This is a genomic window from Ligilactobacillus equi DSM 15833 = JCM 10991, assembly GCF_000615765.1.
Lineage (GTDB): Bacteria > Bacillota > Bacilli > Lactobacillales > Lactobacillaceae > Ligilactobacillus > Ligilactobacillus equi.
Genome location: NZ_BAMI01000010.1, coordinates 19,844 through 45,332 on the forward strand (window position 1 = coordinate 19,844; position 25,489 = coordinate 45,332).

At 39.8% G+C, this 25,489-nt stretch carries 28 protein-coding genes and 2 pseudogenes; 24 read left to right on the forward strand and 6 right to left on the reverse strand.

Going from position 1 to position 25,489, the window contains the following annotated elements; genetic code table 11:
* Positions 1 to 35: 35 nt before the first annotated feature.
* Entirely contained in the window at positions 36 to 1,430 is a 1,395-nt protein-coding gene (locus JCM10991_RS03725; protein WP_025020600.1) for an APC family permease, read from the reverse strand.
* Between the two features lie 120 nt (positions 1,431 to 1,550).
* Positions 1,551 to 1,697 carry a hypothetical protein gene (locus tag JCM10991_RS15095; RefSeq protein WP_155889565.1) on the reverse strand — a complete coding sequence of 49 codons (147 nt, stop codon included), beginning with the start codon at positions 1,695 to 1,697 and terminating at the stop codon, positions 1,551 to 1,553.
* Positions 1,698 to 1,884: 187 nt separating this feature from the next.
* Here JCM10991_RS15095 and JCM10991_RS03735 point away from each other — a divergent pair, with 187 nt between their 5' ends.
* The 3 genes from JCM10991_RS03735 (at position 1,885) to JCM10991_RS03745 (ending at position 3,833) form a co-directional block, all read left to right on the forward strand.
* Positions 1,885 to 2,325 (forward strand): Fur family transcriptional regulator, encoded by a 441-nt coding sequence (locus JCM10991_RS03735; protein WP_025020601.1) that lies wholly within the window; start codon positions 1,885 to 1,887, stop codon positions 2,323 to 2,325.
* Between the two features lie 90 nt (positions 2,326 to 2,415).
* Positions 2,416 to 2,892 (forward strand): hypothetical protein, encoded by a 477-nt coding sequence (locus tag JCM10991_RS03740; RefSeq protein ID WP_025020602.1) that lies wholly within the window; start codon positions 2,416 to 2,418, stop codon positions 2,890 to 2,892.
* 11 nt (positions 2,893 to 2,903) lie between these two features.
* Complete coding sequence (locus JCM10991_RS03745; RefSeq protein ID WP_025020603.1) at positions 2,904 to 3,833, forward strand: DUF6681 family protein; 930 nt, start codon at positions 2,904 to 2,906, stop codon at positions 3,831 to 3,833.
* An 87-nt stretch (positions 3,834 to 3,920) separates the two neighbouring features.
* Here JCM10991_RS03745 and hflX read toward each other — a convergent pair whose 3' ends face one another.
* Positions 3,921 to 5,174 (reverse strand): GTPase HflX, encoded by a 1,254-nt coding sequence (gene hflX, locus JCM10991_RS03750; protein ID WP_025020604.1) that lies wholly within the window; start codon positions 5,172 to 5,174, stop codon positions 3,921 to 3,923.
* A gap of 290 nt (positions 5,175 to 5,464) precedes the next feature.
* Here hflX and JCM10991_RS03755 point away from each other — a divergent pair, with 290 nt between their 5' ends.
* From JCM10991_RS03755 to JCM10991_RS12550, 12 genes and pseudogenes are all read left to right on the forward strand, one after another.
* The gene (locus tag JCM10991_RS03755) at positions 5,465 to 7,102 is read left to right on the forward strand and encodes a peptide ABC transporter substrate-binding protein (RefSeq protein WP_025020605.1); all 1,638 of its coding nucleotides are present in this window, start codon (positions 5,465 to 5,467) and stop codon (positions 7,100 to 7,102) included.
* Between the two features lie 189 nt (positions 7,103 to 7,291).
* Positions 7,292 to 8,220: pseudogene (gene opp3b, locus JCM10991_RS12540) on the forward strand (oligopeptide ABC transporter permease).
* Between the two features lie 4 nt (positions 8,221 to 8,224).
* On the forward strand, positions 8,225 to 9,250 hold the full coding sequence (locus tag JCM10991_RS03765; RefSeq protein WP_023860104.1) for an ABC transporter permease: 1,026 nt from the start codon (positions 8,225 to 8,227) through the stop codon (positions 9,248 to 9,250).
* Between the two features lie 16 nt (positions 9,251 to 9,266).
* Positions 9,267 to 10,310 carry an ABC transporter ATP-binding protein gene (locus JCM10991_RS03770; protein WP_023860105.1) on the forward strand — a complete coding sequence of 348 codons (1,044 nt, stop codon included), beginning with the start codon at positions 9,267 to 9,269 and terminating at the stop codon, positions 10,308 to 10,310.
* A 21-nt stretch (positions 10,311 to 10,331) separates the two neighbouring features.
* Positions 10,332 to 11,285 carry an ABC transporter ATP-binding protein gene (locus JCM10991_RS03775; protein ID WP_023860106.1) on the forward strand — a complete coding sequence of 318 codons (954 nt, stop codon included), beginning with the start codon at positions 10,332 to 10,334 and terminating at the stop codon, positions 11,283 to 11,285.
* A 200-nt stretch (positions 11,286 to 11,485) separates the two neighbouring features.
* A pseudogene (gene croR / locus JCM10991_RS12545) lies at positions 11,486 to 12,174 on the forward strand (response regulator transcription factor CroR).
* A 22-nt stretch (positions 12,175 to 12,196) separates the two neighbouring features.
* A complete protein-coding gene (locus JCM10991_RS03785) occupies positions 12,197 to 13,351 on the forward strand; it encodes a sensor histidine kinase (protein ID WP_025020606.1) in 1,155 nt (384 codons plus the stop codon).
* 94 nt (positions 13,352 to 13,445) lie between these two features.
* Entirely contained in the window at positions 13,446 to 14,780 is a 1,335-nt protein-coding gene (locus JCM10991_RS03790; RefSeq protein WP_023860109.1) for a D-alanyl-D-alanine carboxypeptidase family protein, read from the forward strand.
* A 91-nt stretch (positions 14,781 to 14,871) separates the two neighbouring features.
* Positions 14,872 to 15,126, forward strand: a complete 255-nt coding sequence (locus tag JCM10991_RS03795; protein ID WP_023860110.1) for a hypothetical protein — start codon at positions 14,872 to 14,874, stop codon at positions 15,124 to 15,126.
* A 295-nt stretch (positions 15,127 to 15,421) separates the two neighbouring features.
* Positions 15,422 to 16,186: an AzlC family ABC transporter permease gene (locus JCM10991_RS03800; protein WP_025020607.1), complete on the forward strand. Its 765-nt coding sequence runs from the start codon at positions 15,422 to 15,424 to the stop codon at positions 16,184 to 16,186.
* A gap of 13 nt (positions 16,187 to 16,199) precedes the next feature.
* On the forward strand, positions 16,200 to 16,547 hold the full coding sequence (locus tag JCM10991_RS03805) for an AzlD domain-containing protein (protein WP_023860112.1): 348 nt from the start codon (positions 16,200 to 16,202) through the stop codon (positions 16,545 to 16,547).
* Between the two features lie 93 nt (positions 16,548 to 16,640).
* On the forward strand, positions 16,641 to 17,420 hold the full coding sequence (locus JCM10991_RS12550) for a hypothetical protein (protein ID WP_023860113.1): 780 nt from the start codon (positions 16,641 to 16,643) through the stop codon (positions 17,418 to 17,420).
* 96 nt (positions 17,421 to 17,516) lie between these two features.
* Here JCM10991_RS12550 and JCM10991_RS03815 read toward each other — a convergent pair whose 3' ends face one another.
* Both JCM10991_RS03815 and JCM10991_RS03820 read right to left on the reverse strand, forming a co-directional pair.
* Positions 17,517 to 18,149 (reverse strand): phosphatase PAP2 family protein, encoded by a 633-nt coding sequence (locus JCM10991_RS03815; RefSeq protein WP_025020608.1) that lies wholly within the window; start codon positions 18,147 to 18,149, stop codon positions 17,517 to 17,519.
* A 110-nt stretch (positions 18,150 to 18,259) separates the two neighbouring features.
* On the reverse strand, positions 18,260 to 19,093 hold the full coding sequence (locus JCM10991_RS03820; protein ID WP_023860115.1) for an undecaprenyl-diphosphate phosphatase: 834 nt from the start codon (positions 19,091 to 19,093) through the stop codon (positions 18,260 to 18,262).
* 282 nt (positions 19,094 to 19,375) lie between these two features.
* On the opposite strand from JCM10991_RS03820, the gene JCM10991_RS03825 reads away from it, so the two are divergent.
* From JCM10991_RS03825 to JCM10991_RS03855, 7 genes are all read left to right on the forward strand, one after another.
* The gene (locus JCM10991_RS03825) at positions 19,376 to 19,642 is read left to right on the forward strand and encodes a hypothetical protein (protein WP_025020609.1); all 267 of its coding nucleotides are present in this window, start codon (positions 19,376 to 19,378) and stop codon (positions 19,640 to 19,642) included.
* Positions 19,643 to 19,647: 5 nt separating this feature from the next.
* Entirely contained in the window at positions 19,648 to 20,253 is a 606-nt protein-coding gene (locus JCM10991_RS03830; protein ID WP_025020610.1) for a hypothetical protein, read from the forward strand.
* Positions 20,253 to 21,128, forward strand: a complete 876-nt coding sequence (locus JCM10991_RS03835; RefSeq protein WP_025020611.1) for an RluA family pseudouridine synthase — start codon at positions 20,253 to 20,255, stop codon at positions 21,126 to 21,128. Before JCM10991_RS03830 ends, JCM10991_RS03835 begins: the two co-directional genes overlap by 1 nt.
* Positions 21,129 to 21,195: 67 nt before the next feature.
* Positions 21,196 to 21,843 carry a metal-dependent transcriptional regulator gene (locus JCM10991_RS03840; RefSeq protein WP_025020612.1) on the forward strand — a complete coding sequence of 216 codons (648 nt, stop codon included), beginning with the start codon at positions 21,196 to 21,198 and terminating at the stop codon, positions 21,841 to 21,843.
* A gap of 145 nt (positions 21,844 to 21,988) precedes the next feature.
* A complete protein-coding gene (locus tag JCM10991_RS03845; RefSeq protein WP_023860119.1) occupies positions 21,989 to 22,189 on the forward strand; it encodes a cold-shock protein in 201 nt (66 codons plus the stop codon).
* 47 nt (positions 22,190 to 22,236) lie between these two features.
* Positions 22,237 to 22,986, forward strand: a complete 750-nt coding sequence (locus tag JCM10991_RS03850) for a threonine/serine exporter family protein (protein WP_023860120.1) — start codon at positions 22,237 to 22,239, stop codon at positions 22,984 to 22,986.
* A gap of 10 nt (positions 22,987 to 22,996) precedes the next feature.
* The gene (locus JCM10991_RS03855; RefSeq protein ID WP_023860121.1) at positions 22,997 to 23,440 is read left to right on the forward strand and encodes a threonine/serine exporter family protein; all 444 of its coding nucleotides are present in this window, start codon (positions 22,997 to 22,999) and stop codon (positions 23,438 to 23,440) included.
* 29 nt (positions 23,441 to 23,469) lie between these two features.
* Here JCM10991_RS03855 and JCM10991_RS03860 read toward each other — a convergent pair whose 3' ends face one another.
* Positions 23,470 to 23,706, reverse strand: a complete 237-nt coding sequence (locus JCM10991_RS03860; protein ID WP_494515718.1) for a hypothetical protein — start codon at positions 23,704 to 23,706, stop codon at positions 23,470 to 23,472.
* 119 nt (positions 23,707 to 23,825) lie between these two features.
* Between JCM10991_RS03860 and JCM10991_RS03865 the strand changes: the two genes are divergently transcribed.
* Positions 23,826 to 24,680, forward strand: coding sequence for a LysR family transcriptional regulator (locus tag JCM10991_RS03865; RefSeq protein WP_025020614.1), 855 nt, complete (start codon positions 23,826 to 23,828; stop codon positions 24,678 to 24,680).
* A gap of 5 nt (positions 24,681 to 24,685) precedes the next feature.
* On the forward strand, positions 24,686 to 25,459 hold the full coding sequence (locus tag JCM10991_RS14335) for a zinc-ribbon domain-containing protein (RefSeq protein ID WP_025020615.1): 774 nt from the start codon (positions 24,686 to 24,688) through the stop codon (positions 25,457 to 25,459).
* Positions 25,460 to 25,489 lie beyond the last annotated feature (30 nt).

Genomic DNA, 25,489 nt, shown 5'->3' on the forward strand with positions numbered 1-25,489 from the left:
AAGGACTTTCGTTTGAAAGTCCTTTTTTGGTCTGATTATTTTTGTGAGAGTCGGCTGTGATGAATCCCGTAGGTGAAGTAAATGGTAATCCCTAAGGCAAACCAGATAACTGCAGCAATCCAAGTTTCAACAGAAAGTTGGGATAACATGAAGCAGCATAAGAGGAAGGAAATTACGGGTAAGACCGGATAAAATGGAACCCGGTAGCCATCGTGTTGCTTAAGTTCAGGATGTTTTCGCAAAGGAATTACACCTAAGGAAACACAAGCAAAAGCGAAGAGTGTCCCGATATTAACCAAGGAGGCTAACTGTGTCATAGAGAAGGTACCTCCCATAATAGCAATGATAATAATTACCAACCACATACTACGATCAGGGTTGTGGGTCGTTTGATTAACTTTGCTGAAGTAGTGAGGTAAAAGACCATCGCGACTAATGGAGTAAATTAACCGTGATGAAGAGTAAGTCATGGTAATCATCATGGTGAACATCCCAGCTAAAGCTCCAATAGAAAGAATACCAGCCATCCAGTTTTGGTTAACCATGCGGAGGGCAAAAGCCACAGGGTCATCAACGTTTAACTTGGTGTAAGATACCATTCCGGTTAGGACTAGAGCTACCAAAATATATAGGGCGGTACAAATAACTAAAGTACCAATAATTCCTTTCGGCATGTTTTTACCAGGGTCTTTAACTTCGGCAGCTGCGGCCGATACCACGTCAAAACCTAGGAATGCAAAGAAGACTAAGGAAGCTCCAGTAAAAACACCACTATAACCAAATGGTAAGAAAGGTGTCCAGTTGGCTGGCTTAACGTAAAAGGCACCTACTAATAAGAATAAAACGATAATAGCAATTTTTACGACCACCATAACATTGTTGAATGCCATGGAAGTGTGGGCTCCGCGGTGGAGTAAAATTCCCAAGGAGAGGATAATTAAAACCGCGACAATATTAATGTAGGTACCGTGGCTAGGATCAAAATGTCCGGCAAGAGCTGTGGGTATCTTGAAGCCAAACCCTTCAATAAAAGAATTGAAGTAAGCGGCCCAAGAAGTAGAAACCGTGGCAACGGCTAGCATATATTCGGCAATTAGTGACCAGCCTAAAAACCAGCCAATTCCTTCTCCAAAGACAATGTTACCAAAAGAATAAGCAGAACCAGCCACAGGAAGAGCGGAGGAAAATTCCGCATAACACATGGCTGCAAAGGAACAAACAAGAGCTGCGACCACAAAAGAAAGAATAATAGCAGGACCACTATGCATGGCGGCGACGGTTCCTGGTAAGATGAAAATCCCTGAGCCGATAACGGAACCTATTCCCATTCCGATTAAGTCTTTGGCAGTCAAAATTTTAAGTAATTTCTTATCTTGGCCAATATAGGAGGCCACACTTTCTTTACGAAAGATTTTTTCTTTAATCCCCATAAATTTCTCCTAACTAAAATAATAGATTAATTATACATTGAATTTTCATGAAGTAAAACAAAAAAGTGAACCTGATAACAGATTCACTGGAATGTTAGTCGCAAAATTTAGTATTTAAATTTATTTTCCCATTTGGAGCGCTTCAATAGCATCTTGGATGGTAATACCGCGGCCGATTTGTTCAGGAGTATCATTTTCCCAAACGAGAAACTCTTGTGCCTGGGTATCTAGCGCAACATGGTATGGTAAGTTGTTATTAAGCATCATAATCAGCCTTCTTTCTTAATTATATCTGTAAATGTTTTCAGATAACGTTTACATAGCATATTGTAACGCTTACTTTGTGAAAAATCAAGCAAATTATATTTAAGTTTTGGGAAATAATGACAAGTTAGAGGAAAAATGCTAAAATTTAGTAAAGATAAAACGTAACGATTATTATTTGGAGGGAACTATGCTAGATGAAGCGTTATATTTATTGAAGTCACATAAACTCAAAGTTACCAAGCAAAGAAAAAGTTTATTGGAATATCTTTACACCCACTGTCGTCATCGCTATGTGGAAATTACGGCAGTTGATGATTGGATGCGTCAGCAGTATCCGGGGTTGAGTCATAATACTATTTATCGTAATATCAAAGAATTTGAGGAAATTGGTATTGTTGAGACGCAAGCACAAAAAAATGGTCAAGGCGTTAAGTATCAATGCGATTTTGGTAATATTCACCATCATCACTTTATTTGTCAGCAATGTGGTCAGGTGCAAGAAATTGACTTTTGTCCTAGTAAAGAATTTTTAGAGCAATTACCAGGTTGTGAAATTCAAAGTCACCGGTTTGAAATGCTGGGTTTGTGTGCCCAATGTGCGGCTCAAAAAAGGTTAATGAATTCTTAACATAAAGGAACCCAAAAATTCGCAATTAATCAGGTCAAAATAGTGTAAAATGGAGAGCAGAGATTGAATTGAGAGAAAGAAGGAAGGAAAATGGTAAAAAGAACCGCACCTTTTGTCACACCGTTTGCGATTATGTCAGCAGTTTTAGCCCTTGGCGCAACTAACGTAGCGGTTAACAAAGTAACCCACACTTCAGAAGGGGCTAAGGTGGAAAGTGAGGTTAGCTCATCTGTTGAAAGTGTATCCAGTATCTCCTCATCTTTGAAAGATAGTTCTAGCGTGGACGCGAAGGATCGCTCTAGCAAAAGTAGTTCCAGTGATGAGACAAATTCAAGTTCAAGTTCAACTCGGGACGATGATACTTCAACTACCACCAAAACTACGACAGGTGGTACGACAAATGATGCTACAACTACAGGTAATAATGCTGGAGCAGCAAGTAGTAGTGTAGCTACACCTGATACGGGCTCAAGTGCGACGGATACTACAACTAATACGCCAACAAACGGAACAACTACGACAGGTGGTACAGATGCAGGTACCACGACGGATGCTACAGCAGAATAGAGGTGAATTAAATGGTTAGTCTTTTAAGTATGATAAATAGTTACTTATCCTATATTAATCTAAACGTTAAAATAAAAAACCGTATTTACACGGCCATGGCAAGTGTGGGAGATTTCTATCTTTTGTATGTATCCTACCGTTTCTTTGTTAATGGTTACTGGGGGCGAGGGTTATTATTTATCTTGGCCTTCTTAGTAATTGCTTACTTTGCATACCTTAACATCTTATATTACTTTACAGAAGACAAAAAATCCCAGTTTGACGTGTCGCCATGGATTGAAAAGACTTTCCACTTGGAAGCTAAGGATCCTTTGACTGATGCACCGAAGCCAAATAATGCTCAGGCTGGTTTTGTGCAGACCAATGGCATTTTTCAAGATACTGACTTTTTGCCAGCAGAAATTACCTTTTCTGAGACTCAAAAAAGTAACTTAGCTCATGTGGTTGAAGATTTATTGGCGGTTGACTATCTCCAATTAGATTATGGTGGCTTAGGGGAACGACAACTATTTACGCAAGCTAAAAATGGTGATAAGCCCTTGGCGATGGGTGCTCCGTTAGCTTTACCGTATTTTGAACTGGCTCAAGATAATCAAGGCCAGTTAAAAATTTGGGGTGGGCTTAACCAAATGCAAAGAAGAGATTTGGGGACGGTCGAAACTGTTGGCCTAATGCCCGCCAGTGAAGCCATGGAACGTTACCATCTTTACCTGGCGACAGTGCTCTTAACGGGAGGACCATACCGTGTTGCGGGACGGACTTCGAGTGTTGAAAAAGAGGCACCCTTTGCTTTGGAAAGTCGAGTGGCATACCGACAAAGAGGTGTACACGGGGTAGTTAAAGAAGCTGAAACCCAGGTGGCTGCAGAGTTTAAATCAGAAGAAAGCCGTGTGGAAAAAGTTCTTCAAAGAGCAGACCGTGAATTACGTCGGCGGCGATAAAAATAATATAGGAGTCTTGTTGCGTTCACAGCAAGACTTTTTCATTGCAACTAAAAAGCCCGCTATGTTGAAGCGGACTTTTTTTAGTTAAGCTTGAACGAGGAAGTTTTGGAGTTTGCCGGCCAAATCTTGAGCTAGATTGGCGGTGATTTGGGTACCTTCTGGTAAGTACTCGGTAGCGAGAATTTCAGCATTTTGATTGAGAGCTTCTACATAGCGTCCTTGGTCAAAAGGAATTAGGTAGGTATGGGTTTCGTAGTCGGCAAAAACTTCCTTTTTAATGAGGTCAATTAAAGCCTCTAAGCTGGCTTGGTCACGCGCGCTATAAGTGAAACTATCTCCGGCTAAAAGTGGATAAGATTGTCCTGCTAAATCAGCCTTATTATAGGCGTAAATCATGGGAATCTCTGTAACGCCAATTTCTTTTAGCGTTTCTTCAGTGGTCGCAATCATATCACGTGCATTTTCGTCACTACCGTCGATGACTTGGATTAAGAGATCAGCTTGAGCAGCTTCGGCTAAGGTGGAACGGAAGGACTTGACTAGTTGGTGGGGAAGTTTAGAAACGAAACCTACTGTGTCAGATAAAAGAATTTCTTTATTGTCCTTGAAGTGGATTTTACGTACTGAAGTATCTAAAGTTGCGAAAAGCATATCTTTTTCGAAAACTTGCTTATCATCTTCCTGTCCCGTTAGGCGTAATAAACCATTCATAGTAGTTGATTTACCAGCATTGGTGTAGCCAACTAAGGCGACGGTCTTGATACCAGAAGAATCTCTTTGTTTTCTTTGGATTTGGTGGTCTTTGTCAATGTCTTTTAATTGAGCTTTGAGGTGACTGATACGTTTTTCAATTACCCGGCGGTTTAATTCTAATTTGGTTTCCCCAGCCCCCCGGTTACTGTAACCACCCCCGGCACTTTGTTGGTCCAACTTGGTAGCAGAACTGGTGTGCAAGCGAGGAAGTTGGTACTGAAGCTGAGCAATTTGGACTTGAAGTTTAGCTTCTTTGGTGCGGGCGCGAGAAGCAAAAATTTGCAAAATTAAGGCGGTTCGGTCAATGACCGTTAAGTCTGTTAATTTTTCTAAGTTGCGGATTTGAGTGGGGGTTAATTCGTCGTTCACAATGACGGTCTCCGCTTCGCTAGCCAGGGCCGCATTTTTAATCTCTTCGGCTTTTCCCGTTCCAAAGTAAGTTCCACTGACGGGCTTAGGAAGCTTTTGGGAGATTTCCATGACAACTTTCATATAGTTGGCTTGGGCTAAAGCTTTAAGTTCTTGCATGGTGTAGCTGAAATTTTCAATCTCATTATCAATTCCAGCAATGACGACGCGAGTTATATCTTGCGGCATAATGTTCCTTCTTTCTATTTAAGCTTTTCTTTTATTATAGCAGTATTTGCTTAAGGGGGCGAATTAGAACCTGTCTAGATAAGGAAAAAGTGATAGATATCTTAACATTTATAAAGAAAGAAATAGAGTTTTATGAAAATAAACTATGAATAAAATGGGTGTTTTTCTTAAAAAAACCTTGAATTATCAAAAAATTTAATGTAGAATTTATACAGCGAAAAGAAGTAAAAAGGGTGTAATCATCCAATTTACGAATAAAAATTAAGGGAGTTGTATATATGAAGATTTCAAAACTTGCTAAAGTTGGGGTTGTATCAACTGCAGCTGCATTATTATTAGCTGCTTGTGGTTCTTCTAAGTCTGCTTCAAGTTCTAACCAAGTTTTAAACTGGGATGAAACGGCAGAACTACCAACCATGGACTTGTCAACCGCTACAGATGTTGTTTCATTTAACACTTTAAACAACACGATGGAAGGTCTTTACCGTATCGGTAAAGATAGCAAAATCACCCCAGGAATTGCTACTAAGACTAGCGTTTCTAAGGATGGTTTAACTTACACTTTTGATTTACGTAAAGATGCCAAGTGGTCTAACGGTGACAAGGTAACGGCTAAGGACTTTGTATACTCATGGCAAAGAACAGTTAACCCTAAGACGGGTTCACAATATGCTTTCTTGTTTGATGGCATTAAGAATGCTAACGATGTTTTAGAAGGTAAAAAACCAGTAACTGATTTAGGAATTAAGGCTGAAGGTGACTACAAGTTAGTGGTTACTTTAGATAAGCAAGTTCCTTACTTCAAGTTATTAATGGGCTTCCCTGTCTTCTTCCCACAAAATCAAAAAGTGGTTGAAAAGTATGGGGATAAGTACGGGACTGCCTCCAAGTACATGGTTTACAACGGACCATTTAAGTTAACTAAGTGGACTGGTTCTAACCTTTCATGGACGATGGCTAAAAACGATAACTACTGGGACAAGAAAGACGTTAAACTTTCCGCAATTAATGTCAAAGTTAACAAGTCAACTTCAACTTCCTTTAACCTTTACCAATCAGGTAAGTTAGATGCCACTCCATTGAGCGTTGAACAAGCTAAACAAGTTAAGAACCAAAAAGACTATGTTGTACGTAAAGACGCTTCAACTTTCTATTTCCAATACAATCAAGAAAAGGATATTGACGGTGTGAAGGCTTTCCAAAACCAAAAGATTCGTCAAGCAATTTCCTTGGTAATTAACCGGAAGCAATTCGTAAATAAAGTCTTAGGTTCAGGTACTGTTGCTACAGGTTTAGTTTCTGCTGGCTTAGCTTCAAACAACGGTAAGGACTTCTCAGCAGCTGCTAATAACGGCGACGGGGTAACTTATGATGTCAAGAAGGCTCAAAAACTTTGGGCTGAAGGTTTGAAAGAATTAGGGGTATCAAGCTTAAACTTCTCAATTCTTTCTGACGATACTGACGGAGCTAAGAAGTCAACGGAATTCTTACAATCAGCAATTGAAACAAACCTTAAAGGTGCAAAAGTAACGACTGCTAATGTGCCATTTAAGACACGGATTAACCGTACAAATAAGGGTGACTTTGATATCGTGCTTTCCGCTTGGGGAGCAGACTTCTCTGATCCAATTTCCTTCTTAGACTTATTTACTTCTGATAACGCTAATAACGCAGGTAAGTGGTCAAACCAACAATACGATGAATTGATTGCAAAATCTAAGAATGAAGATGCTAATGACCCTGACAAGCGTTGGAATGACTTAGTACAAGCTCAACAAATCTTGATGGGTGAAGAAGGTATTTCTCCAATCTACAACAAGAACACACCTTGGTTAGTTAAGACAAAGGTTAAAGGTATTATCTACAACACTGCTGGGGTTAACTACAACTTCAAGGATGCTTACATCCAAGAATAAGCTCTAGTGGCAAGTGAATACTGAATAAAAGGTAGAGAATTGGCCATGCAAGCGGTCAATTCTCTATTTTTTAAGCTAAGTTAGTAGAATTTTGTTCGGTTTTGTGATATAAATATTAAATAAACGTTGTAAATCGCTAAGCAATTATGGTGGATTTATTAAAATAATTATTAGTCAGGAGAGAGAGAAATGCGTAAATACCTACTAAAACGTGTTTTTTATATGGTGTTAACCCTGTTTTTAGTGGCGACAATCACCTTCTTCTTAATGAAGTTGATGCCGGGGACACCATATTCAAATCAAGAAAAATTAACGGCTGCTCAAATTCAAATCATGAATGAACAATATGGTTTGGACAAACCACTTTGGCAACAATACCTCCTTTACTTAGGAGGAATGTTGCATGGGGACATGGGAACAAGTTTCCAATTTAGTAACCAACCAGTTTCTTACTTGATTGCTAGCCGGATTGGCGCCTCAGCTCAATTAGGGTTGCAAGCCATGATTTTTGGGGTTTTCTTTGGGATTATTTTAGGTTCGATTGCTGCTATCAACCGTAATACTTGGGTAGATACTTTGGTGACAATTTTATCTATCATTGGTAAGTCTGTACCTAACTTCGTGTTAGCTGTCTTATTGCAATACTACATTGGTTTGAAGTTAGGTTGGTTCCCCATTGCTGACTGGGGGGGCTTTTCCTACACGGTTCTCCCAACGATTGCCCTGGGGGTAGGGCCATTGGCTGAAACAGCCCGGTTTATTCGGACAGGGATGGTTGATGTTTTGAACTCTGATTACATCGAATTAGCGCGGGCTAAAGGGTTGACAAAATTCCAAATCGTTTACCACCACGCTTTACGTAACAGTTTGATTCCGTTGGTAACTCTGATTGGGCCATACACCGTTTCCTTGATGACTGGTTCGATGGTTATCGAAAATATCTTCTCCATCCTGGGATTGGGGAACAATTCGTTAAGTCCATCACCACTAACGACTACCCAACCATCATGGGGGTAACAATGTTATTTTCTGCTGGTTTGGTGGCAGTTATCTTAATAACGGACATCGTTTACGGTATTATTGACCCACGGATTCGACTTGCAGGAAAAGAGGCATAAGAGTATGGAAGAAAAGATTAAATTAGATCCAGCTAGTTTCAAACCCTTAGCCAAGGAAGAAAACCTGGATAATGAAAAAATTGCGGCTCCTTCATTAACTTTTACCCAAGATGCTTGGCGCCGTTTGAAGAAGAATAAAGGGGCCGTGGTTTCCTTATTTATCATCTTATTGATGGTGGTAGTGGCTTTTGGCTCAACACCATTTATTGATAATTCAACTTTGGTTAAGTCAGCACCACAATATGCTAACTTACCTGCTCGGGTACACGGTTTAGACTTCATTAATGGTTTAAACGGGAAGATGAAAGTTGGGGGCGAATGGGTTGATATTTACGCTCAAAACAACGCCACTAACAAGTACTTTGCTTTAGGGACTGACTACTTAGGTCGTTCTTTAGCTGAACGGATTATCTATGGTACTAAAATTTCCTTGATTGTTGCTTTGTTTGCTACTTTCTTTGACTTAGCCATCGGGGTGACTTACGGGATTGTCTCTGGTTGGAAAGGTGGTCGCGTTGATAATGTAATGCAACGGATTATCGAAGTTATTTCCTCAGTACCTAGTTTGGTTATCGTAGTTTTGATGTTATTGGTCTTGAAGCCAGGGATTGGTTCTATTGTGGCCGCTATTGCCATTTCATCTTGGACAACTATGGCGCGGATGATTCGGGCCGAAACCTTGCAATTGAAGTCCCAAGAATATGTTTTAGCAGCACGGACTTTAGGCCAATCAGCGCCTAAGATTGCTTGGAAGCACTTGGTACCTAACTTATCAAGTATCATCATTATCCAAACAATGTACACCATTCCTTCGGCTATCTTCTTCGAAGCCTTCTTGAGTTTCATTGGGATTGGGATTTCTGCTCCAGAAACTTCATTAGGGGTATTGATGAACGAAGGACAAAAGAACTTCCAATTCTTGCCATACCAAATGTGGTATCCAGCTATTGTCTTATGTGTCTTGATGATTTCCTTCAACCTTTTAGGTGACGGTTTGCGGGATGCATTTGACCCTAAGACGAGAAGATAGATAGGTAGGTAGTAAAATGAGCGAAAGAATTTTAGATGTAAAAAACCTTAAAATCGACTTTCACACTTATGCTGGGGAAGTTAAAGCGATTCGCGATGTTAGCTTCCACCTAAATAAGGGGGAAACCCTAGCAATTGTGGGGGAATCTGGTTCCGGGAAATCAGTTACCACCAAGAGTTTAATGGGTTTACTTGCGAATAACGCCCGTGTGGTCGGAGGCGAAATTCTCTTCCACGGTAAAGATTTATTAAAAAATACCGAAAAAGAAATGCAAGATGTGCGTGGTAAAGATATTGCCATGATTTTCCAAGATCCAATGACTTCTTTGGATCCAACTATGAAAATTGGCCAACAAATTGCGGAGCCACTCATCAAACACCGCGGTATGGATAAGAAAAAAGCGTGGGCCCGTGCTTTAGAGGTATTAAAGCTAGTAGGGATTAAGGATGCGGAAGAAAGAATTAACAACTATCCACACCAATTTTCTGGAGGACAACGGCAAAGAATTGTGATTGCGATTGCCTTAGTATGTAATCCAGAAATTTTAATCGCCGACGAACCAACGACGGCCTTGGACGTTACAATCCAAGCGCAAATCTTAGACTTGATGAAGGAATTACAAGAAAAAATTGAAACTTCCATCATCTTCATCACCCACGATTTAGGGGTGGTGGCCGGAATGGCGGATCGTGTAGCCGTAATGTATGCTGGTCAGATTGTGGAATATGGGTCGGTAGATGATATTTTCTTTAACCCTCAACACCCATACACATGGGGACTTTTGAACTCCATGCCAACCTTGGAATCTAAGAGCCTAGAAGCAATTCCAGGGACCCCGCCAGACTTATTGGATCCACCTAAAGGGGACCCATTTGCGGCGCGGAACCCATACGCGATGGCAATCGATGCGACCCAACAACCACCATTCTTCAAGGTATCTGAAGGTCACTATGCAGCAACGTGGTTATTGCATCCAGATGCACCTAAGGTTACTCCACCAGAAGAAATTTTACGTCGGCAAGCCCACTACCGGGACTTGTTAACGCAAAAAGAAAACTAGACCAGAAAGGAAGATAACCACATGGTTAATCAAAACAAAAAAATTCTCGAAGTAAAGCATTTAAAACAATACTTCGGTGTGGGCAAGCCTGACATGGTCAAAGCCGTCGATGATGTGTCGTTTGACATTTACGAAGGTGAAACTTTTGGTTTGGTTGGTGAATCTGGTTCTGGGAAGACCACGATTGGTCGTTCAGTGATTCACCTTTATGACCCCACTGATGGACAAATCATCTTTGATGGTAAAGATGTAAGTAGATTAAAGTCTAAAAAAGATAAGATGGACTTCACGCGCGACATGCAAATGATTTTCCAAGATCCCTATGCTTCTTTAAATCCTCGGATGACGGTTGAAGATATCATTGCTGAGGGGATTGATATTCACGGTTTGGTATCTTCTAAGGAAGAACGCCGGGCGCGAGTTGAAGAACTTTTGGAAACAGTTGGTTTGAACAAGGATCATGCGAGTCGTTACCCTCACGAATTTTCCGGTGGACAAAGACAAAGAATCGGGATTGCCCGTGCTTTAGCCGTGCAACCTAAGTTTATTATTGCCGATGAACCAATTTCCGCCTTGGACGTTTCTATTCAAGCTCAAGTTGTGAACTTATTGAAAGAATTGCAAGAAAAGCAAGGTTTAACTTACCTCTTTATTGCCCACGATTTGTCCATGGTGAAGTTTATTTCTGACCGTATTGGAGTGGTACACTACGGACGTTTACTCGAAGTAGGCCCAGCCGATGATGTTTACCTCAAACCATTACACGACTATACTAAGAGTTTAATTTCGGCGGTGCCGGTACCAGACCCAGAATTTGAACGGCAACGTAAACGTTTGGCTTACGATCCAGCTATCGAAAATGATCAAGAAGGTAAGCCACGTAAATTACACGAAATTACCCCAGGTCACTTTGTGCGTTGTTCCGAAGATGAAGTGGAAAGCTACCGTCAAAAGGCCGCAGCTTACGAAAATTAAAGTAAAACAAGTCAGCCTTAGGGCTGGCTTTTTTGGTAATTCTTAAGATTTTTCTGAAGAATTTGAAAATTTTTTGAATTAACTAGTTATTGCTTGAATTTGTTTAGGGGATTGGTTAGGATAAGCTTAAAGAAAGGCAAGGAAATAGGGATTTTGCGGTTCAAACTTGCTTGGATAAATTAGTTAAAGGAGTTAAAAAAATGAAGATTTTAGTTGTTGATGATGATAAAGATATTGTTGAATTACTAGGAATTTATATTACTAATGAAGGTTATGAGGTTGAAAAGGCTTATAACGGTAAGGAAGCTCTCACCAAGTTAAATACGAACCCTGACATCAAGTTAATGATTTTAGATGTGATGATGCCCCAAATGGACGGTTTAAATGTTGTCCGCGAAGTACGTAAAGATTCACAAATTCCCGTGCTAATGCTGTCAGCTAAAACTGATGACCTCGATAAAATTCAAGGTTTAATTCAGGGGCTGATGATTATGTTACCAAGCCCTTTAATCCTTTAGAAGTTATGGCGCGGGTTAAGTCACTTTTACGCCGTTCCCAACACGATGTAAAAAATGAAGAACCTGATCAAATCGAAGTGGGACCACTAGTTATCAAAAAAGATTCCCACGAAGTTGAAACTTTAACGGGTAAGTCCATTCAATTAACAGCTTTGGAATTTGGAATTTTATACCTATTAGCGAGTCATCCTAACCGGGTCTTTTCAGCTGATGAAATTTTCGAACGTGTGTGGCAACAAGAATCAGTCGTTTCAGCGAAAACTGTGATGGTGCACGTGAGCCACTTACGTGATAAAATTGAAGAAGCTACTGATGGTGAGAAGGTAATCCAAACTGTTTGGGGTGTAGGTTACAAAATCGAGGTGCGCTAATTTTTAGTGGGGGAGTGGGCTTGTGAAGCTGCGATTAACCGGCCGGGAAAAAAGTGAATTAGTTGTCGAAGGCATTATTACCGTGATTTTATTACTGCTGATGGAAATGTCGTTGTATATCTTATTAAATCAACTGGTGACGCAAAATCCAGGCCTCAAAAACGGAATCTTTCAAATTAAAATGTCCCTGAGTTTTGGGCCAAGTAATATTCGAATTTGGTCTTGGGGCTGGCTTTTTATGGCTTTAGCAACGCTCGTGAATGTCGCAGTTGTCTATTGGCGTTTAATTCGGCGTTATGGCCAAATGCAACTCCACCATATCATTGATGAGTTGCACTATATTGCTGCCGGTCACCTGGAACATAAAATTCCGTTTGAATTGAAGGGGCCGATGCAAAAAGTGGTGGAAAGTGTCAATGCTTTGGTTGAATCAGCGGTTAATGCAATGGAAGAAGAAAGACGCATTGAGCGTTCTAAAGATGAATTGATTACCAATGTCAGCCATGATATTCGGACGCCTTTAACCTCAATTATCGGTTATTTAGGTTTAGTGGAAAATCAACAATATCAAAATGAAGCTGACCTTTTAAAGTACACGCACACGGCCTACCTTAAGGCTGGGCAGATGAAAGCTTTAGTCGACGATTTATTCGAATATACTAAAATTAATCAAACGGGGGCCAAGTTAAATCTTGGCCAGCTCGATTTGGGAGCCATGATCGAACAATTAGGAGCTTCTTTTGAGTTAGAAGCTCAAAAAAAGCAGATGAAAATTAAGATTGATGTGCCTGTTGAGCCTTTGATGATTGAAGCTGATGGCGAAAAATTAGCGCGGGTTTTCAATAACTTAATTACCAACGCGCTTAAGTATGGTCACGGAGGACATCAAATCGTTCTTAGTGCTCAGCAGCTTTCAGCTAAAGAGGTTAAAATCGTGGTTAAAAATGATGGAGAACCCATTCCCCAAGCATCTTTAAGTCAGGTTTTTGACCGTTTCTATCGGGTAGAAAGTTCTCGTTCTAAAGAAACTGGTGGGACGGGACTCGGACTTGCTATTACTCAAGGAATTGTCCAAATGCACCAAGGCTATATTTATGTAACTTCGGATGAAACTTGGACGAGTTTTATTATTCATTTGCCATTGACAAATCAGCACCAAGTTGAAATGCGAAACTAAGTTAAAAGATGGTAAAAATCTGAAACCAAGTCTTGAAGACTTGGTTTTTTTAGGCTATCCTTAAATAAGAAATTTAGTTTAAGAGGGAAAAGAAATGCGACTTTTCAAAGAGATTAAAAAGATGGTTGTCAGTTTACTGACAGTAACAGCGCTACTAACACCGGGTTTAACGGTTTTTACTACTAATCAAATTCAAGCTCAAGCAGCAACGTTAGCTGATAGTCAAGAATCGCTTAATCTTACGGCTCGAGCAGCCATTGCCGTTGATGCTAAGACGGGGCAGGTTTTATATGCCAAAAATGCAGAGACTACAATGCCAGTAGCTTCGATGAGTAAGTTGCTAACAGCGTACTTGGTTTTAGAGGCCATCCATGATCATAAATTAACCTGGAATCAAGAAATACCGGTAGATAAGGATTCGGCTGCGGTTAGTCAAGATACTTCGTTATCAAATGTTCCCCTTAAAACCGATCATCAATACACCGTTAAATCGCTATACCAAGCAATGCTAATTTATTCTGCTAATGGGGCTACTATGGCTTTAGGTTATGCTCTTGCAGGAAGTCATCCAGCCTTTATTGATTTGATGCGAAAACAGGCTCGGAAATTTGGCATTCAAGATGCACAGCTTTATACGGCTAATGGGTTGAGCAATGGTGAGGTTAAAGGCGCCGCTTATCCTGGTGTAGCTAAGAATGCGGAAAACGCTATGTCTGCCAAGGATATGGCTCTCATCGGCCAAAACTTATTACAAAAGTACCCTGAAATTTTGAAAACTACAGCGATGACGAAGGCAGAGTTTGATAATGGGACTAATAAAACACAAATGGAAAATTGGAATTGGATGTTGAAAGGGTTATCTAAAGCTTATACGAAATTACCAGTTGATGGATTAAAGACGGGAACTTCTGATAGCGCAGGGGCATGTTTCATTGGGACGGTAAATAAGGATGGTCACCGGATTATTACCGTGGTCATGGGGTCACGTCATGAAGGTGAAACTGATACGGCACGGTTCGAAGATAGTCAAAAGTTAATGTCCTATGTCTACAATAACTATACTTACACTAACTTAGCACAGGGGCAAAGTTATGCCCAAGCCAAGTCTTTGGCAACCTTTCATGGTAAGGAATTGACGGTGCCCGTTCAAACTGCTCAAGCAAGTCACCTATGGTTACAGAAAGGACTGACGAAAAAACAAATTCAAGCGAGCGTGATGGCCAATAAGAAGTTAACTGAAAAAAATGGCTTAGTAGCTCCAATTGCGCAAGGAAAAACGGTTGGAAACTATGCTTTAACGGTAAAGGGGCAAAAGCTAGCTTTCCTTAACGGTCAAACTAGCCTTCAAATTCCGGCTCAAACTAAGCAGGCGGTTCAAAAGGCTAATATTTTCGTCATTGGTTGGCGTACGTTAATGAGTAAATTATAATAATATAATTGGAAGAGATTTCTGTAGAAGTCTCTTTTTTTGTGGATTTTGAAAGCGTATAATAGAAAGTGAAACAAAGGAGGAATTTCTCATGACGACAAAGATAACGAAAAGTAGTAAAGACCTCACACAACCAACGATTGAAGTTAGCCATTTAGGGCAACCTTTTACGGTCGGGAGTCATGTTTCGTTTACTTTTGGCAAGGAACATTTTGATGGTATTGTGGAAAAACAATTAAGGAATTCTGCTATTATCACTTTTACCGGCGAGGGGGCAAGGTCTACTTTAGCCCAAGATTTAAAGCAAAAAATTGTGATTTCTTATCGTCAAATGGCGCTTGTGTAAAGCTATTGTAAATTTTTGCGGAAAACGTTAATATCGGTTGACGATAACCTAAATGAGTTGTTATGATGGAATTATAGTTTTAAAAAAATATTATTTATTGTTGTAATGAACAAACGTTACATTATTGTAACGTGACATGACTTTCAGTGCGAAGAAAGATAGATAAACGTTATAAAAGAGCCAAGCCAGCTGCCTTGCTGGTGTTTTTGTGGCGGTGTAGGCAGAAGAATGTCGAAAGAGAAACGACGTTACATCTGTCAAACGGGGGACTGAGGGTTTTATTGGAGGATTTTTCGTGAAAAAAGAAGAACCACGTTGGCTAGAGGTATTGCGCGTTTCTCTACCTTTATGTCTTTCATACATTCCAATTGGTTTAGCCTGTGGGATTTTGCTGAATAAAGCAGGTTTTAATGCAATTATGACCTTATTAGTCTCTTTACTGGTCTTTTCTGGTGGGGGACAATTCTTGATTGCTTCGATGCTAGTTTCTAATGCATCAATTCAATCAATTGTTTTAATGTTATTCTTCTTAGAATTACGTTATGCTTTATTAGGTTCAAGCCTATCTCAATACTTACGGGGTTCGAGTAAAGGATTTTTGATAGCTTTTGCATCCCACATGAACGATGAAAACTATGCGGTTAACTATTTAAAATTTGCGACCGACAAGCAATGGAGCGGTAAAGATAGTTTGATGGTTGAACACTACTCACTGGCTTCCTGGTCAATTTCTAACCTGGTTGGTGCTCTCATTGGTAGTGTTATTGCGATTAATTTGGAAATCGTCGACTTTGCCTTAACAGCTATGTTCTTATACATGATTGCTATGCAGTTGAAGAACTGGATGACGGTCTTAATCAGTGTGATAGCCGGAATCTTCGCAGTTATTTTCATGCTGATCTTCAAGAGTACTATGGGCTTAATCGTGGCAACTTTAGCTGCTTCTTTGGTTGGTTTTGCTTTAGAAGACTACTTAGTTAAGCACGGTAAGGCCAATGGTTTCTTGCTTTCGCGGATTAAGAAGCGTAAGAAAATTGCTTCAAATACGAAAGGCAATTAGGAGGAGAAATTAGATGAATTATTCACTTTTAGATCATGGTTTAATTGTTATTTTTTCAGCCATTGCTGCCTTTTTACCTCGTTACATTCCGCTCCGCATTTTTGCGACTCGTAAAATTCCAGAATGGTTTAACGAATGGATGAAATACGTACCCGTATCTTTGTTTACGGCTTTGATTGTCAAAGACATTTTCATGGATACCTCTGATTACTCCTTTATTGGAATCGAGCGGTTGGGAAAAATTGTGGCGGCCATTGTGGTGTTAGGAGTGGCTTCTAAGACCCGTTCCATGGGACTTTCTGTGATAATCGGTTTAGTCTTAGTTTTTGCTATTCACTTCTTTGGTTGGATGCCAGTTTAAAAAGATTTGCTCTTGGGGCAATCTTTTTTTTATTTTGTCTTAATTTTTGGTAATATTATAAATAAAGAATTAGTATAGAGGGGAGTTTAAGCAATGAGACGTTGGACCATTTGGCTAATTGCTGGTGTTGTGTTAGCACTCTTTTTTGGGGGATATGGAGTGAGTCGCGCCCACGAAGACAACCACCTATATCAGCTAGCAATGGAAAAAGCTAAACAAAATATTAAAAAAAGTAAATATAGAAAAGCTGAGTTGAATTATCAAGATGCCTTGAAAAAAAAGAAAAAATCGACTGAAGCGAAGATAAGTTTATATCAATTACGTGAGTATCGAAAAGCTTTAAAAAAGAGTCAAATGAAGGAATTTAAATCCGCGCGCAAAGAATTTATTAAAATTGCTAAAATTGATGGTGGTTCAAGTGAAATTGTTAAAATGGCCACTATCAAGCAGACAGAGCTGAAAGAAGTCATCAAAGAAAGAAAAGTTTTCCAAGCGGCTTACGTACGGGCGAAAACGTTTAGTCGTCACCACGAATATACAGCATCCAATCAAAAGCTAGCGGTCATCTTGGGCTATGGTTCGATTAAGGAAAGTTATTATGATGACATCTACAAGCAAGCTAAGAGTTTAGAAAAGAAAAACAATCAAACTCTAAAAATGTTGGGGTATACCACGACTTCTTCGAGTGATAGTGACGATGATCAGGCTATTACACCAGAAGATTTACTGGATGCGCGCGAAGATTTACAAAGAGCTGGCCTGCCAGTTAAGCCTGACAAGGAACTAAAAGAGTTAATAGTTAAGGCGCGCAAAGACCAAAAGACAGTTGTTGAAGTGCTTCAAGCAGAGGCTAAGGAAAAGGTAAGTGAATAAGTCGAAGAAAAAGAGACTATGACAGAAAATTTTCAAAAATAACCTTGTTGTGAGATTACAACAAGGTTATTTTATATATGATATTCACAACGCGCATTAACGTTTGAAGTAGCGATCTTTGATTAGACTAGCTAAGTTCCATAAAGAAACTGCCAAGAGCATGCTAGCAAGGGTATCACTAGGATAGTGGACGTGGAGGTAAGCACGTGTGAAAGCGGCAATTAGCACCCACAAGCAAGCTAAAATCCCCAAAAGCCAGCGTAAGCCGGAGCTTTTCAGCTTAGGTAAGATGAGTGTTAAAATAATCAAAGTAACTAAGGCGGCGCCAAAAGTGTGTCCGCTAGGGAAACTGTAACCAGCGGCAGAAACTAGGCGGTCACTAGGCCGAGGGCGTTGCATGGCAAATTTAACGAGGTAAGTAAAGGCTAGTGAAATGAAGACGGTACAGCCAGCCCAAATGGCTTCTTTTTTATTATAGCGGAAAAATAAAAAGGCAATGAGTAAAAGACAATAGAATGATTCCAAAGGTGAGCTAGCTAATTTTGTTAGTAGAGCCACAAAAGTTGTCATTGTTTTGGTTGTGAACGGTAAGAGAATAGCCTGGATCCTAGTGTCTAAACTGGTTACCCAGCCAAGATTGGTTTTGATACTGTAAGCGAAAAATAAAAAAATTAAAGCGCAACCGCCACCTAGAAGTAGGTGTGTTTTATAATTATTACTTTTTTGCACTGAAAAACTCCTTTTTATAAAGTGTTGTAGTCAAAAAATCTCGAAAGACTTAAGTAATAACTATTATCTCACTCTTTTAATAAAAAAATCCCGCATTTCTGCGGAACTTATTACTTAATTAAGAAAAAATAGGCTAATACTAAAATTCCGAGAATGATGCGGTACCAACCAAAGACCTTGAAGTCGTGTTTTTTAATGTATTGCATTAAGAATTTGATGGCAATGATAGACGTAACAAAGGCGGTCACTAAACCGACGATCATAATCCATATCTCCAGATTTGTAAAGACCAACCCAAATTTAACTAACTTTAAAATTCCAGCCCCAAACATGACAGGAATTGCTAAGAAGAAAGTAAACTCAGCAGCAGCTGTCCGAGATACACCTAAAAGTAAGGCACCTAAAATCGTTGCCCCTGACCGAGATGTTCCAGGGAAAATGGCTGCAAGCAACTGAAAAATCCCAATAATAAAGACTAAAACATAAGTCATTTGACTAATTGAAGTAATCTTAGGTGTGCTACCCTTATGCATGTTTTCAATTACAATAAAGCCAATCCCAAAGACAATCAGGGCTAAAGCTACACAAACTGGGTTGTAGAATAATTCTTCAAATTCGTCATTAAAAACCGCAGCAACGACCGCTGGTAAGCAAGCAATTACAACTTTAACCCACATAAAGAAAATGTCTTCATCCATAATTTTCCACAAACCTTTTTGATTAGTCTGGTAGTGGAAAGGCCAGATACGTTTCCAGTAAATTACAACAACGGCTAAAATAGCCCCTAACTGAATAACTACCTCAAACATACTATAGAAGTCTTTTGAAACGCCCAACTTGACAAATTGATCTAGCAAAATCATGTGTCCGGTTGAACTGATTGGTAACCATTCAGTAATCCCTTCGACAATCCCAAAAAGGAATGCTTTAAAAAGTTCAAACATTAGTCTAATCCTTCCTCATTTATATAAATCATCAGTAATTATAACAATTTTAAGTGTGTGGTGCTAGTTAAAAATACAGGACTGAAGGTACTTATAATGCAAATGAATGTAGTATAATAAAACTGCATAAAATAATCTATGGTGGTATAACGATGCAAGGTAAAGCTGACAAATTAATTATGGAAGAAGTGCAGTGTATTTTCCCTAATATCACCGGTGAGTTTGTCTAAAGTAGGCTATAATAAAGGACAATATATAAAAGCTAACGCTAGGAGGAAAATAATGACGGAAATGACCCGAACCCAAAAACGTGAATTGGAAAAAGGAAAGCGACTCCCTAAACGAGGTAAGGATCGCGTTTTGACGATTTTGTTAAGTTTAGTGAGCCTAGTTTTAGTACTCATACTAAGTTTGAAAATGACGCTTTTGAATCCGAAATTTTTAAAAGCAAAAGTGATTACGACTGAAAACGTGACCATCCTGACCCAAGAATTAAATCAACAAGTGGCAGCGGGCATGAATGGCAGTGGCTACCGGCGAATCTTTTAACGAACTTGCTGACTGCTGACCAATTACGCAGTGATCTCCAAGCGGGGATTGAGGACCTGTTAAATGGTAGTGCAGATGGAGATGTTCTAGATAGTGAAAAGCTAGTTAACCAAATTGGGCAAAATCTTGACCATCAAGCTACGACGAGTGGATTTGCGACAAATAGTGTCGCTTACCAAACTTTACGGACAAATTTTTTAGATTTAGCGGATGATCAAGTGCAAGCCGCTTTAGAAAGTAATCAAATTCTGAAAAACCTAGTAAGCGGAGTGCAGAATTTTATTCACGGGGTGCAAATTATTTGGTGGGTGAGTTTAGGCTTATTGCTATTCTTATTAGTGCGATTATTTTTTAATCAATTATTTAATCCCTTTGGTTGGTGCTACTACCTTGGTTTAGCTTGGTTGGGGCCCGCTTTGATTTTCTTAGTTTTAACGACTTTTTTACTGGTTTTAAATTTGGAACAATTTTTACCACTACCTAGCCAAGTTCAAGGTGTGCTAGGTGCGTTATTGACAGGGATGCTGACAAGTTTACAAAAAATTGCCGGTATTCAATTGGCCATAGCAGTAGTGGGGTTAACTTTAGGTTTATTTCGGAGAAGAAATTAATGGAATTTAAAATTATCAAAAGGGATACGAAGCCGCAATCTTTGCGCAATTTTTTAACAGCTAAGAAAATGAGTGGTCGACTTCAAACTAAGATTCGTAGAGGTTTAGTTGAGGTATATTGGGGACAAGAAAAATTAACTTTAACTAGTAAATTAAAGGATGCAGGAGAATTACGCTTGATAACCTTAGAACCAGAAGCCAGTCAGGCTATTACAGCTTCAACGGGTGAGATTAAAGTAGTTTACGAAGATTCTAACTATCTCGTAGCAGATAAGCCGGCGGGCCTCGCCTCGGTGCCAGGGCCGAGTGAAACTAGCGATACTTTAGCCAACCGTATCAAAGGCTATTTATTGGCGCAAGGGTTAAACGACGTTGCCGTTCATGTTTTGACAAGGTTAGATTATAATACTAGTGGTTTGGTTTTGGTGGCGAAAAATAGTCTTGCGCAAGGGTGGATAAGCGCCTATCAAGACCAAATGATCAAGGAATATCGGGCCTTGGTAAGTGGCCACTTAGCGCAAGCTAGTGGACGATTAGATTTTCCTTTACAAAAGGATTCGGATTCTTTTCGGCAAATTGTAACTGCCGCAGGGAAAAAGGCATTAACCGACTATTGGCTGTTAGAAAGTTACCCTAAGTGTCAGTTGGTTAAAGTAATTTTACAAACCGGTCGGACTCACCAGATACGGGCCCACTTTGCTCATCTAGGCCATCCTCTAGTCGGTGATGAGCTTTATGGCGGTCCACGAGCCCAAGAATTAGGACGTCAATTACTACATGCACATAAACTAAGTTTCTATGATCCTTTTAGCGGACAATTAAGGAGTTTGACCAGTTCCTTACCCGAAATTTTTGCCCAAGCGTGTCAAAGTTAGGTAGGACGAAATGTTAAAAAATGCTATAATTAACATATCGCAGATTGATTGAGGGAAGGTGAGAAGAGTGACTCCGAAAAAAGAAGATTATTTAAAAATTATCTTTGAGCTAGGAGGTAAGACTAGCAAGATTTCAAATAAGCAAGTTGCAGTAAGCTTGAATGTGGCGGCCGGTTCCGTAACGGAAATGGTTAATAAATTGGCTAAGGATGGGCTCATTATTCACGCTCCTTATGCGGGCATTTCGCTGACGGAAGAAGGTGTCAAAGTTGCGGAAGCTTTGATTAGACGGCACCGAATTTGGGAGACCTTTTTGGTAGAAAAGTTAGGTTACAAATTAGCCGATGTACACAAGGATGCCGAAGTTTTAGAACACACAGTAAGTGAGGAATTGATTGATCGTTTGGAAGATTTTTTAGGTCATCCGCAAAAATGTCCCCACGGCAGTGTGATTCCAAGTAAGGATGGAGTTTATCCGGAAGATTCTCATGTAGTTTTAAATGATTTAAAACCTGGACAAAGCGCCGAAGTCGAGCATTTCATTGATAACCATGATTTATTAGAATACTTAGCTGATGTTAAGCTCAATATTGGGGATCAAGTGGAAATTTTAGAAAAACTTCCCTTTGAAGGGCCTTTAAATGTTAAAGTTTTAAATACCGGTGAAGAAATTTCCATTGGTTATAAGGCAGCTCACTACATTTTTGTCAAATAATTATATCTTTTTAAATTTTACTGTGCTATACTAAACGGAGTACTTTTGTATGGTATTTTGTAGGATTTCATATGACTTTCTCCATTGCACCACTTCGAAATTACAAGAAAACGTGCTAGAAATGGCGCACAAGGAGGATTCCCATATGGAACAAGGAACAGTAAAATGGTTTAACGCAGATAAAGGTTTTGGATTTATTAACCGTCAAGATGGTAGCGATGTATTCGTACACTTCTCTGCGATTCAAACAGAAGGCTTCAAGACTTTAGAAGAAGGTCAAGCCGTTTCCTTCGATGTTGAAGAAGGTCAACGTGGCTTACAAGCTGTTAACGTTGTGAAAGACTAAAATAGGTACCGCGGAGTTTCGGCTTCGCGGTTTTTTGTAGGGTGAATATGATGAGTAAACAAGAAAGTATGGCAGTGGAATGTGTCTTAATGGCGGGCAGAATTATGATTGAGGCTGGGGCAGATATGACGCGTGTTGACGACACTCTCCACCGGATAGCTTATAATGCAGAGATTAAAAATCCGAAAATTTTTGAAACGACTACCGCCATTACCATGTCCGTACCTCAAAGCCATCAAGCTCAAGTGGAACCAATTAAGCGACGGGCGATTAATTTGGAGAAGGTTGCTCAGGTTAATGATGCTTCACGGGCTTTTGCAGAGGGACGGGTAGATTTAGAGGCTTTTTGGTGTCGGCTTTTAGAAATTGATCAAGATCAAACCGATTTTAAGTTTGGAATTAAGTTATTAGCAGCAATGTTGGTTAGTGGGACGTTGTTGATTATGTATGGTAAAGCTTGGCAAGATTTTGTGCCCACCTTGGTAGTTTCTGGGGTCTCCTTTAGTATCTATACTGCTATTCGGCTTAATTCCAAATTGCACTTTGTCAGTGAGTTTTGTGCGGCGATGGCCATGGCCTTTTTGGCTAGTCTCTTTGTTAGAATTGGTTTTGGCAGCAATGTCGATAGTATTATCATTGGGGCAGTGATGCCTTTGGTACCTGGGGTGCCGATTACCAATTCATTCCGAGATTTATTGGCGGGACACATTTTGTCAGGCCTTGCTCGAGGTGCGGAAGCTTTTTTGACAGCTGGGGCGATTGGTTTGGGGATTGCTATGGTTCTACGATTTATGTGAGGTGAATTTAATGCACGTGATAATTTCTTTAGTCTTTGCTTATCTGACGACCATGGGTTTTGCGATTATTATTAACATCCCTCGACGTGCCTTACCAGCTTGTGGTTTGGTGGGCTTGTGTGGTTGGGCAGTTTTCATGGCGATTAAGGGTTTAGAATTAGGAGGAATGTTGGCTAATCTCTTGTCCGCCTTTATCATCGGTTTAGCCTCCATGTATTTGGCGCGTAAAATCAAGGTACCGACAATCTTACTGAATATTCCTAGTCTAGTTCCGCTAGTTCCTGGAGGTCAGGCCTATCAAGCCGTTCGTAATTTCGCTTTGCACAACAATCAAGTTGCTTTAACTTTTATGGTTGAAGTAGTTTTGATTGCTGGAGCGATTGCGATGGGATTGTTTTTAGCCGAATTTACGGGCGAAACATGGTTGAAATTTAGTCTAAAAACGCCAAGCTGAATAGAAGTTTTCAGCTTGGCATTTTGGCGTTATTCATTATTGGTAAGAGCTGTTGAATCAGCGTTCTCGGTTTCTAGCGCCTGATAAATGATGTGGGTCATTTCATCAAGGGTATTTTGCGGTACAACTTCAAAGGCTTGACCATCAATCATTTGTGATTTTCCTTGGAGGGTGTAAGTTTCCAAATTATGTGTGGCCACTCGGTAGGTAGTACCGAGATAAAGCATATCGTCAAAGGTTAAATCGGTACTCATTTTATTAGCGATTTTTTTGAGGAATCCATCGTTTAAAAGCGTTTAAGCATAGCATTATGTCTGATATATGAAAAATACTATTTTTTTCCTTTTGTCATTAAAATTTGGTATAATACTTAAGAGGTACTGAAATGAATTTAAAACAATTACGTTACTTTTTAGAAGTAGCACAAGAAAAACAAATTACTGCTGCTGCACGAAACTTGCACATTGCGCAACCGCCTTTAAGTTACCAATTAAAAGAATTAGAAAAAGATTTGGATGCGCAACTGTTCGTTCGTAATTCGAAGGGAATTACCCTCACGGAAGCGGGAGAAGCCTTAGCTGGTTACGCCCAAGAAATTTTAGAGCTATCAGATTATGCTAAAGATAAAGTAAAGCAAATTGATCAGGGACGCCAAGGAACCATTTCTTTGGGAATTATTTCTTCATCTGGTAACCAGGTCCCAGGTCCACGCTTACAGGAATTTCAGGAGTTTTATCCGGAAGTTAATTTTGAAATTTATGAAAGCAATACTTTTGGAGTTTTAGATTATTTAAAACGGCGAAAAATCGACTTAGGCATTGTTCGGACACCTTTTAATTTTCAAGGGGTGGCTAGTAAATATTTTGCTAGAGAAAAGATGGTTGCAGTCTTGCCACCAAAAATAAAAGAAAGCAAGAAGCACTATCAAATTGAAGATGTTGCCCAAAAGCCACTCTTGATTTATCGCCGTTTTGCCAAAATTTTTGCTGATTCCTTTAGTGCTTACGGACTTAAGCCATTTATTGCCATGACTTGTGATGATGCTCGGACCACTATTCGCTGGGCTGAAATGGGGATGGGGGTTGCCTTAGTACCGGCATCAATTGCGGCTTTGGAAACTAAATGTCAGATAATCGAGATTGATTATGAACCCTGGCAGACGCAGATGGCCTTGATTTGGCTAGAAGAAGTGGAATTAACTCCCTTATTAAAGAACTTTATTGAAAAATTAGAAGGGTGATGAAGATGGAAAAATATTGTCAACGTTGTGGTAAAAAGATTATGGCTACGGCAGAAAGTTGCCCTTTTTGTGGGGTACATCAAGATCGTTTAGATTTGGGCTTTGAAAGTAAGAAATGTAAAGTTTGTCATGAAATCATTCCGGTGAATGCTAATTATTGTACGGAATGTGGTCAAGATCAAGCAATTTACGTTTATCGAGCTACAGAAACTTCTGAAAGTGAAAAGCAGGTTTCACCAGAACCTGAAACGATATCAATGTTGCCGAATGGTCAAGACTTACAAGTTGAATTAGAAAAAATACGCCAAGAAGTCTTACGGATGGAACGAATTGGGAAAAATGAGAATCCTCAGCCGGGATTGGTAGTTTCAACTAAATTAATGCTTAAAGAGTGGTTTACCACTAATAAACGCATGGGACGAGCTGATTTTTGGTGGGGAATGTTAGGCATGGTACTTTTGAGCTTTGTGATAGTGCTGGTAGCGATGCTATTTTTGCAGTCCATGCCCACTCAAACTGGATGGCAGATTTTTTGGTTTATATTACGGTGTTGGTCACTGTACTATTTAATGGTGACAGCCGCTGGAGTCATACGGCGCTTGCATGATTTAGAGTTACCCGGTCTATTAGTTTTCATCTATTTGGTTCCGGTTATTGGTGAGATTATGATTTTACTTCTTTTAACTCGGCCACAGGTTTTAACTAAGAATAATCGTTACGGCTTTGTTGATCCGGCGCGAAAATTACGCGATGAGATACGTAAAAAATGGCGTAAATAATACGGCTGAAGTCTCCTTGGAGGAGGCTTT

Coding starts and splice junctions, on each gene's coding strand:
- JCM10991_RS03725 (WP_025020600.1), bottom strand. CDS start 1,430: ATGGGGATTAAAGAAAAAATCTTTCGTAAAGAAAGTGTGGCCTCCTAT.
- JCM10991_RS15095 (WP_155889565.1), bottom strand. CDS start 1,697: ATGATGCTTAATAACAACTTACCATACCATGTTGCGCTAGATACCCAG.
- JCM10991_RS03735 (WP_025020601.1), top strand. CDS start 1,885: ATGCTAGATGAAGCGTTATATTTATTGAAGTCACATAAACTCAAAGTT.
- JCM10991_RS03740 (WP_025020602.1), top strand. CDS start 2,416: ATGGTAAAAAGAACCGCACCTTTTGTCACACCGTTTGCGATTATGTCA.
- JCM10991_RS03745 (WP_025020603.1), top strand. CDS start 2,904: ATGGTTAGTCTTTTAAGTATGATAAATAGTTACTTATCCTATATTAAT.
- JCM10991_RS03755 (WP_025020605.1), top strand. CDS start 5,465: ATGAAGATTTCAAAACTTGCTAAAGTTGGGGTTGTATCAACTGCAGCT.
- JCM10991_RS03765 (WP_023860104.1), top strand. CDS start 8,225: ATGGAAGAAAAGATTAAATTAGATCCAGCTAGTTTCAAACCCTTAGCC.
- JCM10991_RS03770 (WP_023860105.1), top strand. CDS start 9,267: ATGAGCGAAAGAATTTTAGATGTAAAAAACCTTAAAATCGACTTTCAC.
- JCM10991_RS03775 (WP_023860106.1), top strand. CDS start 10,332: ATGGTTAATCAAAACAAAAAAATTCTCGAAGTAAAGCATTTAAAACAA.
- JCM10991_RS03790 (WP_023860109.1), top strand. CDS start 13,446: ATGCGACTTTTCAAAGAGATTAAAAAGATGGTTGTCAGTTTACTGACA.
- JCM10991_RS03795 (WP_023860110.1), top strand. CDS start 14,872: ATGACGACAAAGATAACGAAAAGTAGTAAAGACCTCACACAACCAACG.
- JCM10991_RS03805 (WP_023860112.1), top strand. CDS start 16,200: ATGAATTATTCACTTTTAGATCATGGTTTAATTGTTATTTTTTCAGCC.
- JCM10991_RS12550 (WP_023860113.1), top strand. CDS start 16,641: ATGAGACGTTGGACCATTTGGCTAATTGCTGGTGTTGTGTTAGCACTC.
- JCM10991_RS03820 (WP_023860115.1), bottom strand. CDS start 19,093: ATGTTTGAACTTTTTAAAGCATTCCTTTTTGGGATTGTCGAAGGGATT.
- JCM10991_RS03825 (WP_025020609.1), top strand. CDS start 19,376: ATGACGGAAATGACCCGAACCCAAAAACGTGAATTGGAAAAAGGAAAG.
- JCM10991_RS03835 (WP_025020611.1), top strand. CDS start 20,253: ATGGAATTTAAAATTATCAAAAGGGATACGAAGCCGCAATCTTTGCGC.
- JCM10991_RS03845 (WP_023860119.1), top strand. CDS start 21,989: ATGGAACAAGGAACAGTAAAATGGTTTAACGCAGATAAAGGTTTTGGA.
- JCM10991_RS03850 (WP_023860120.1), top strand. CDS start 22,237: ATGATGAGTAAACAAGAAAGTATGGCAGTGGAATGTGTCTTAATGGCG.
- JCM10991_RS03855 (WP_023860121.1), top strand. CDS start 22,997: ATGCACGTGATAATTTCTTTAGTCTTTGCTTATCTGACGACCATGGGT.
- JCM10991_RS03865 (WP_025020614.1), top strand. CDS start 23,826: ATGAATTTAAAACAATTACGTTACTTTTTAGAAGTAGCACAAGAAAAA.
- JCM10991_RS14335 (WP_025020615.1), top strand. CDS start 24,686: ATGGAAAAATATTGTCAACGTTGTGGTAAAAAGATTATGGCTACGGCA.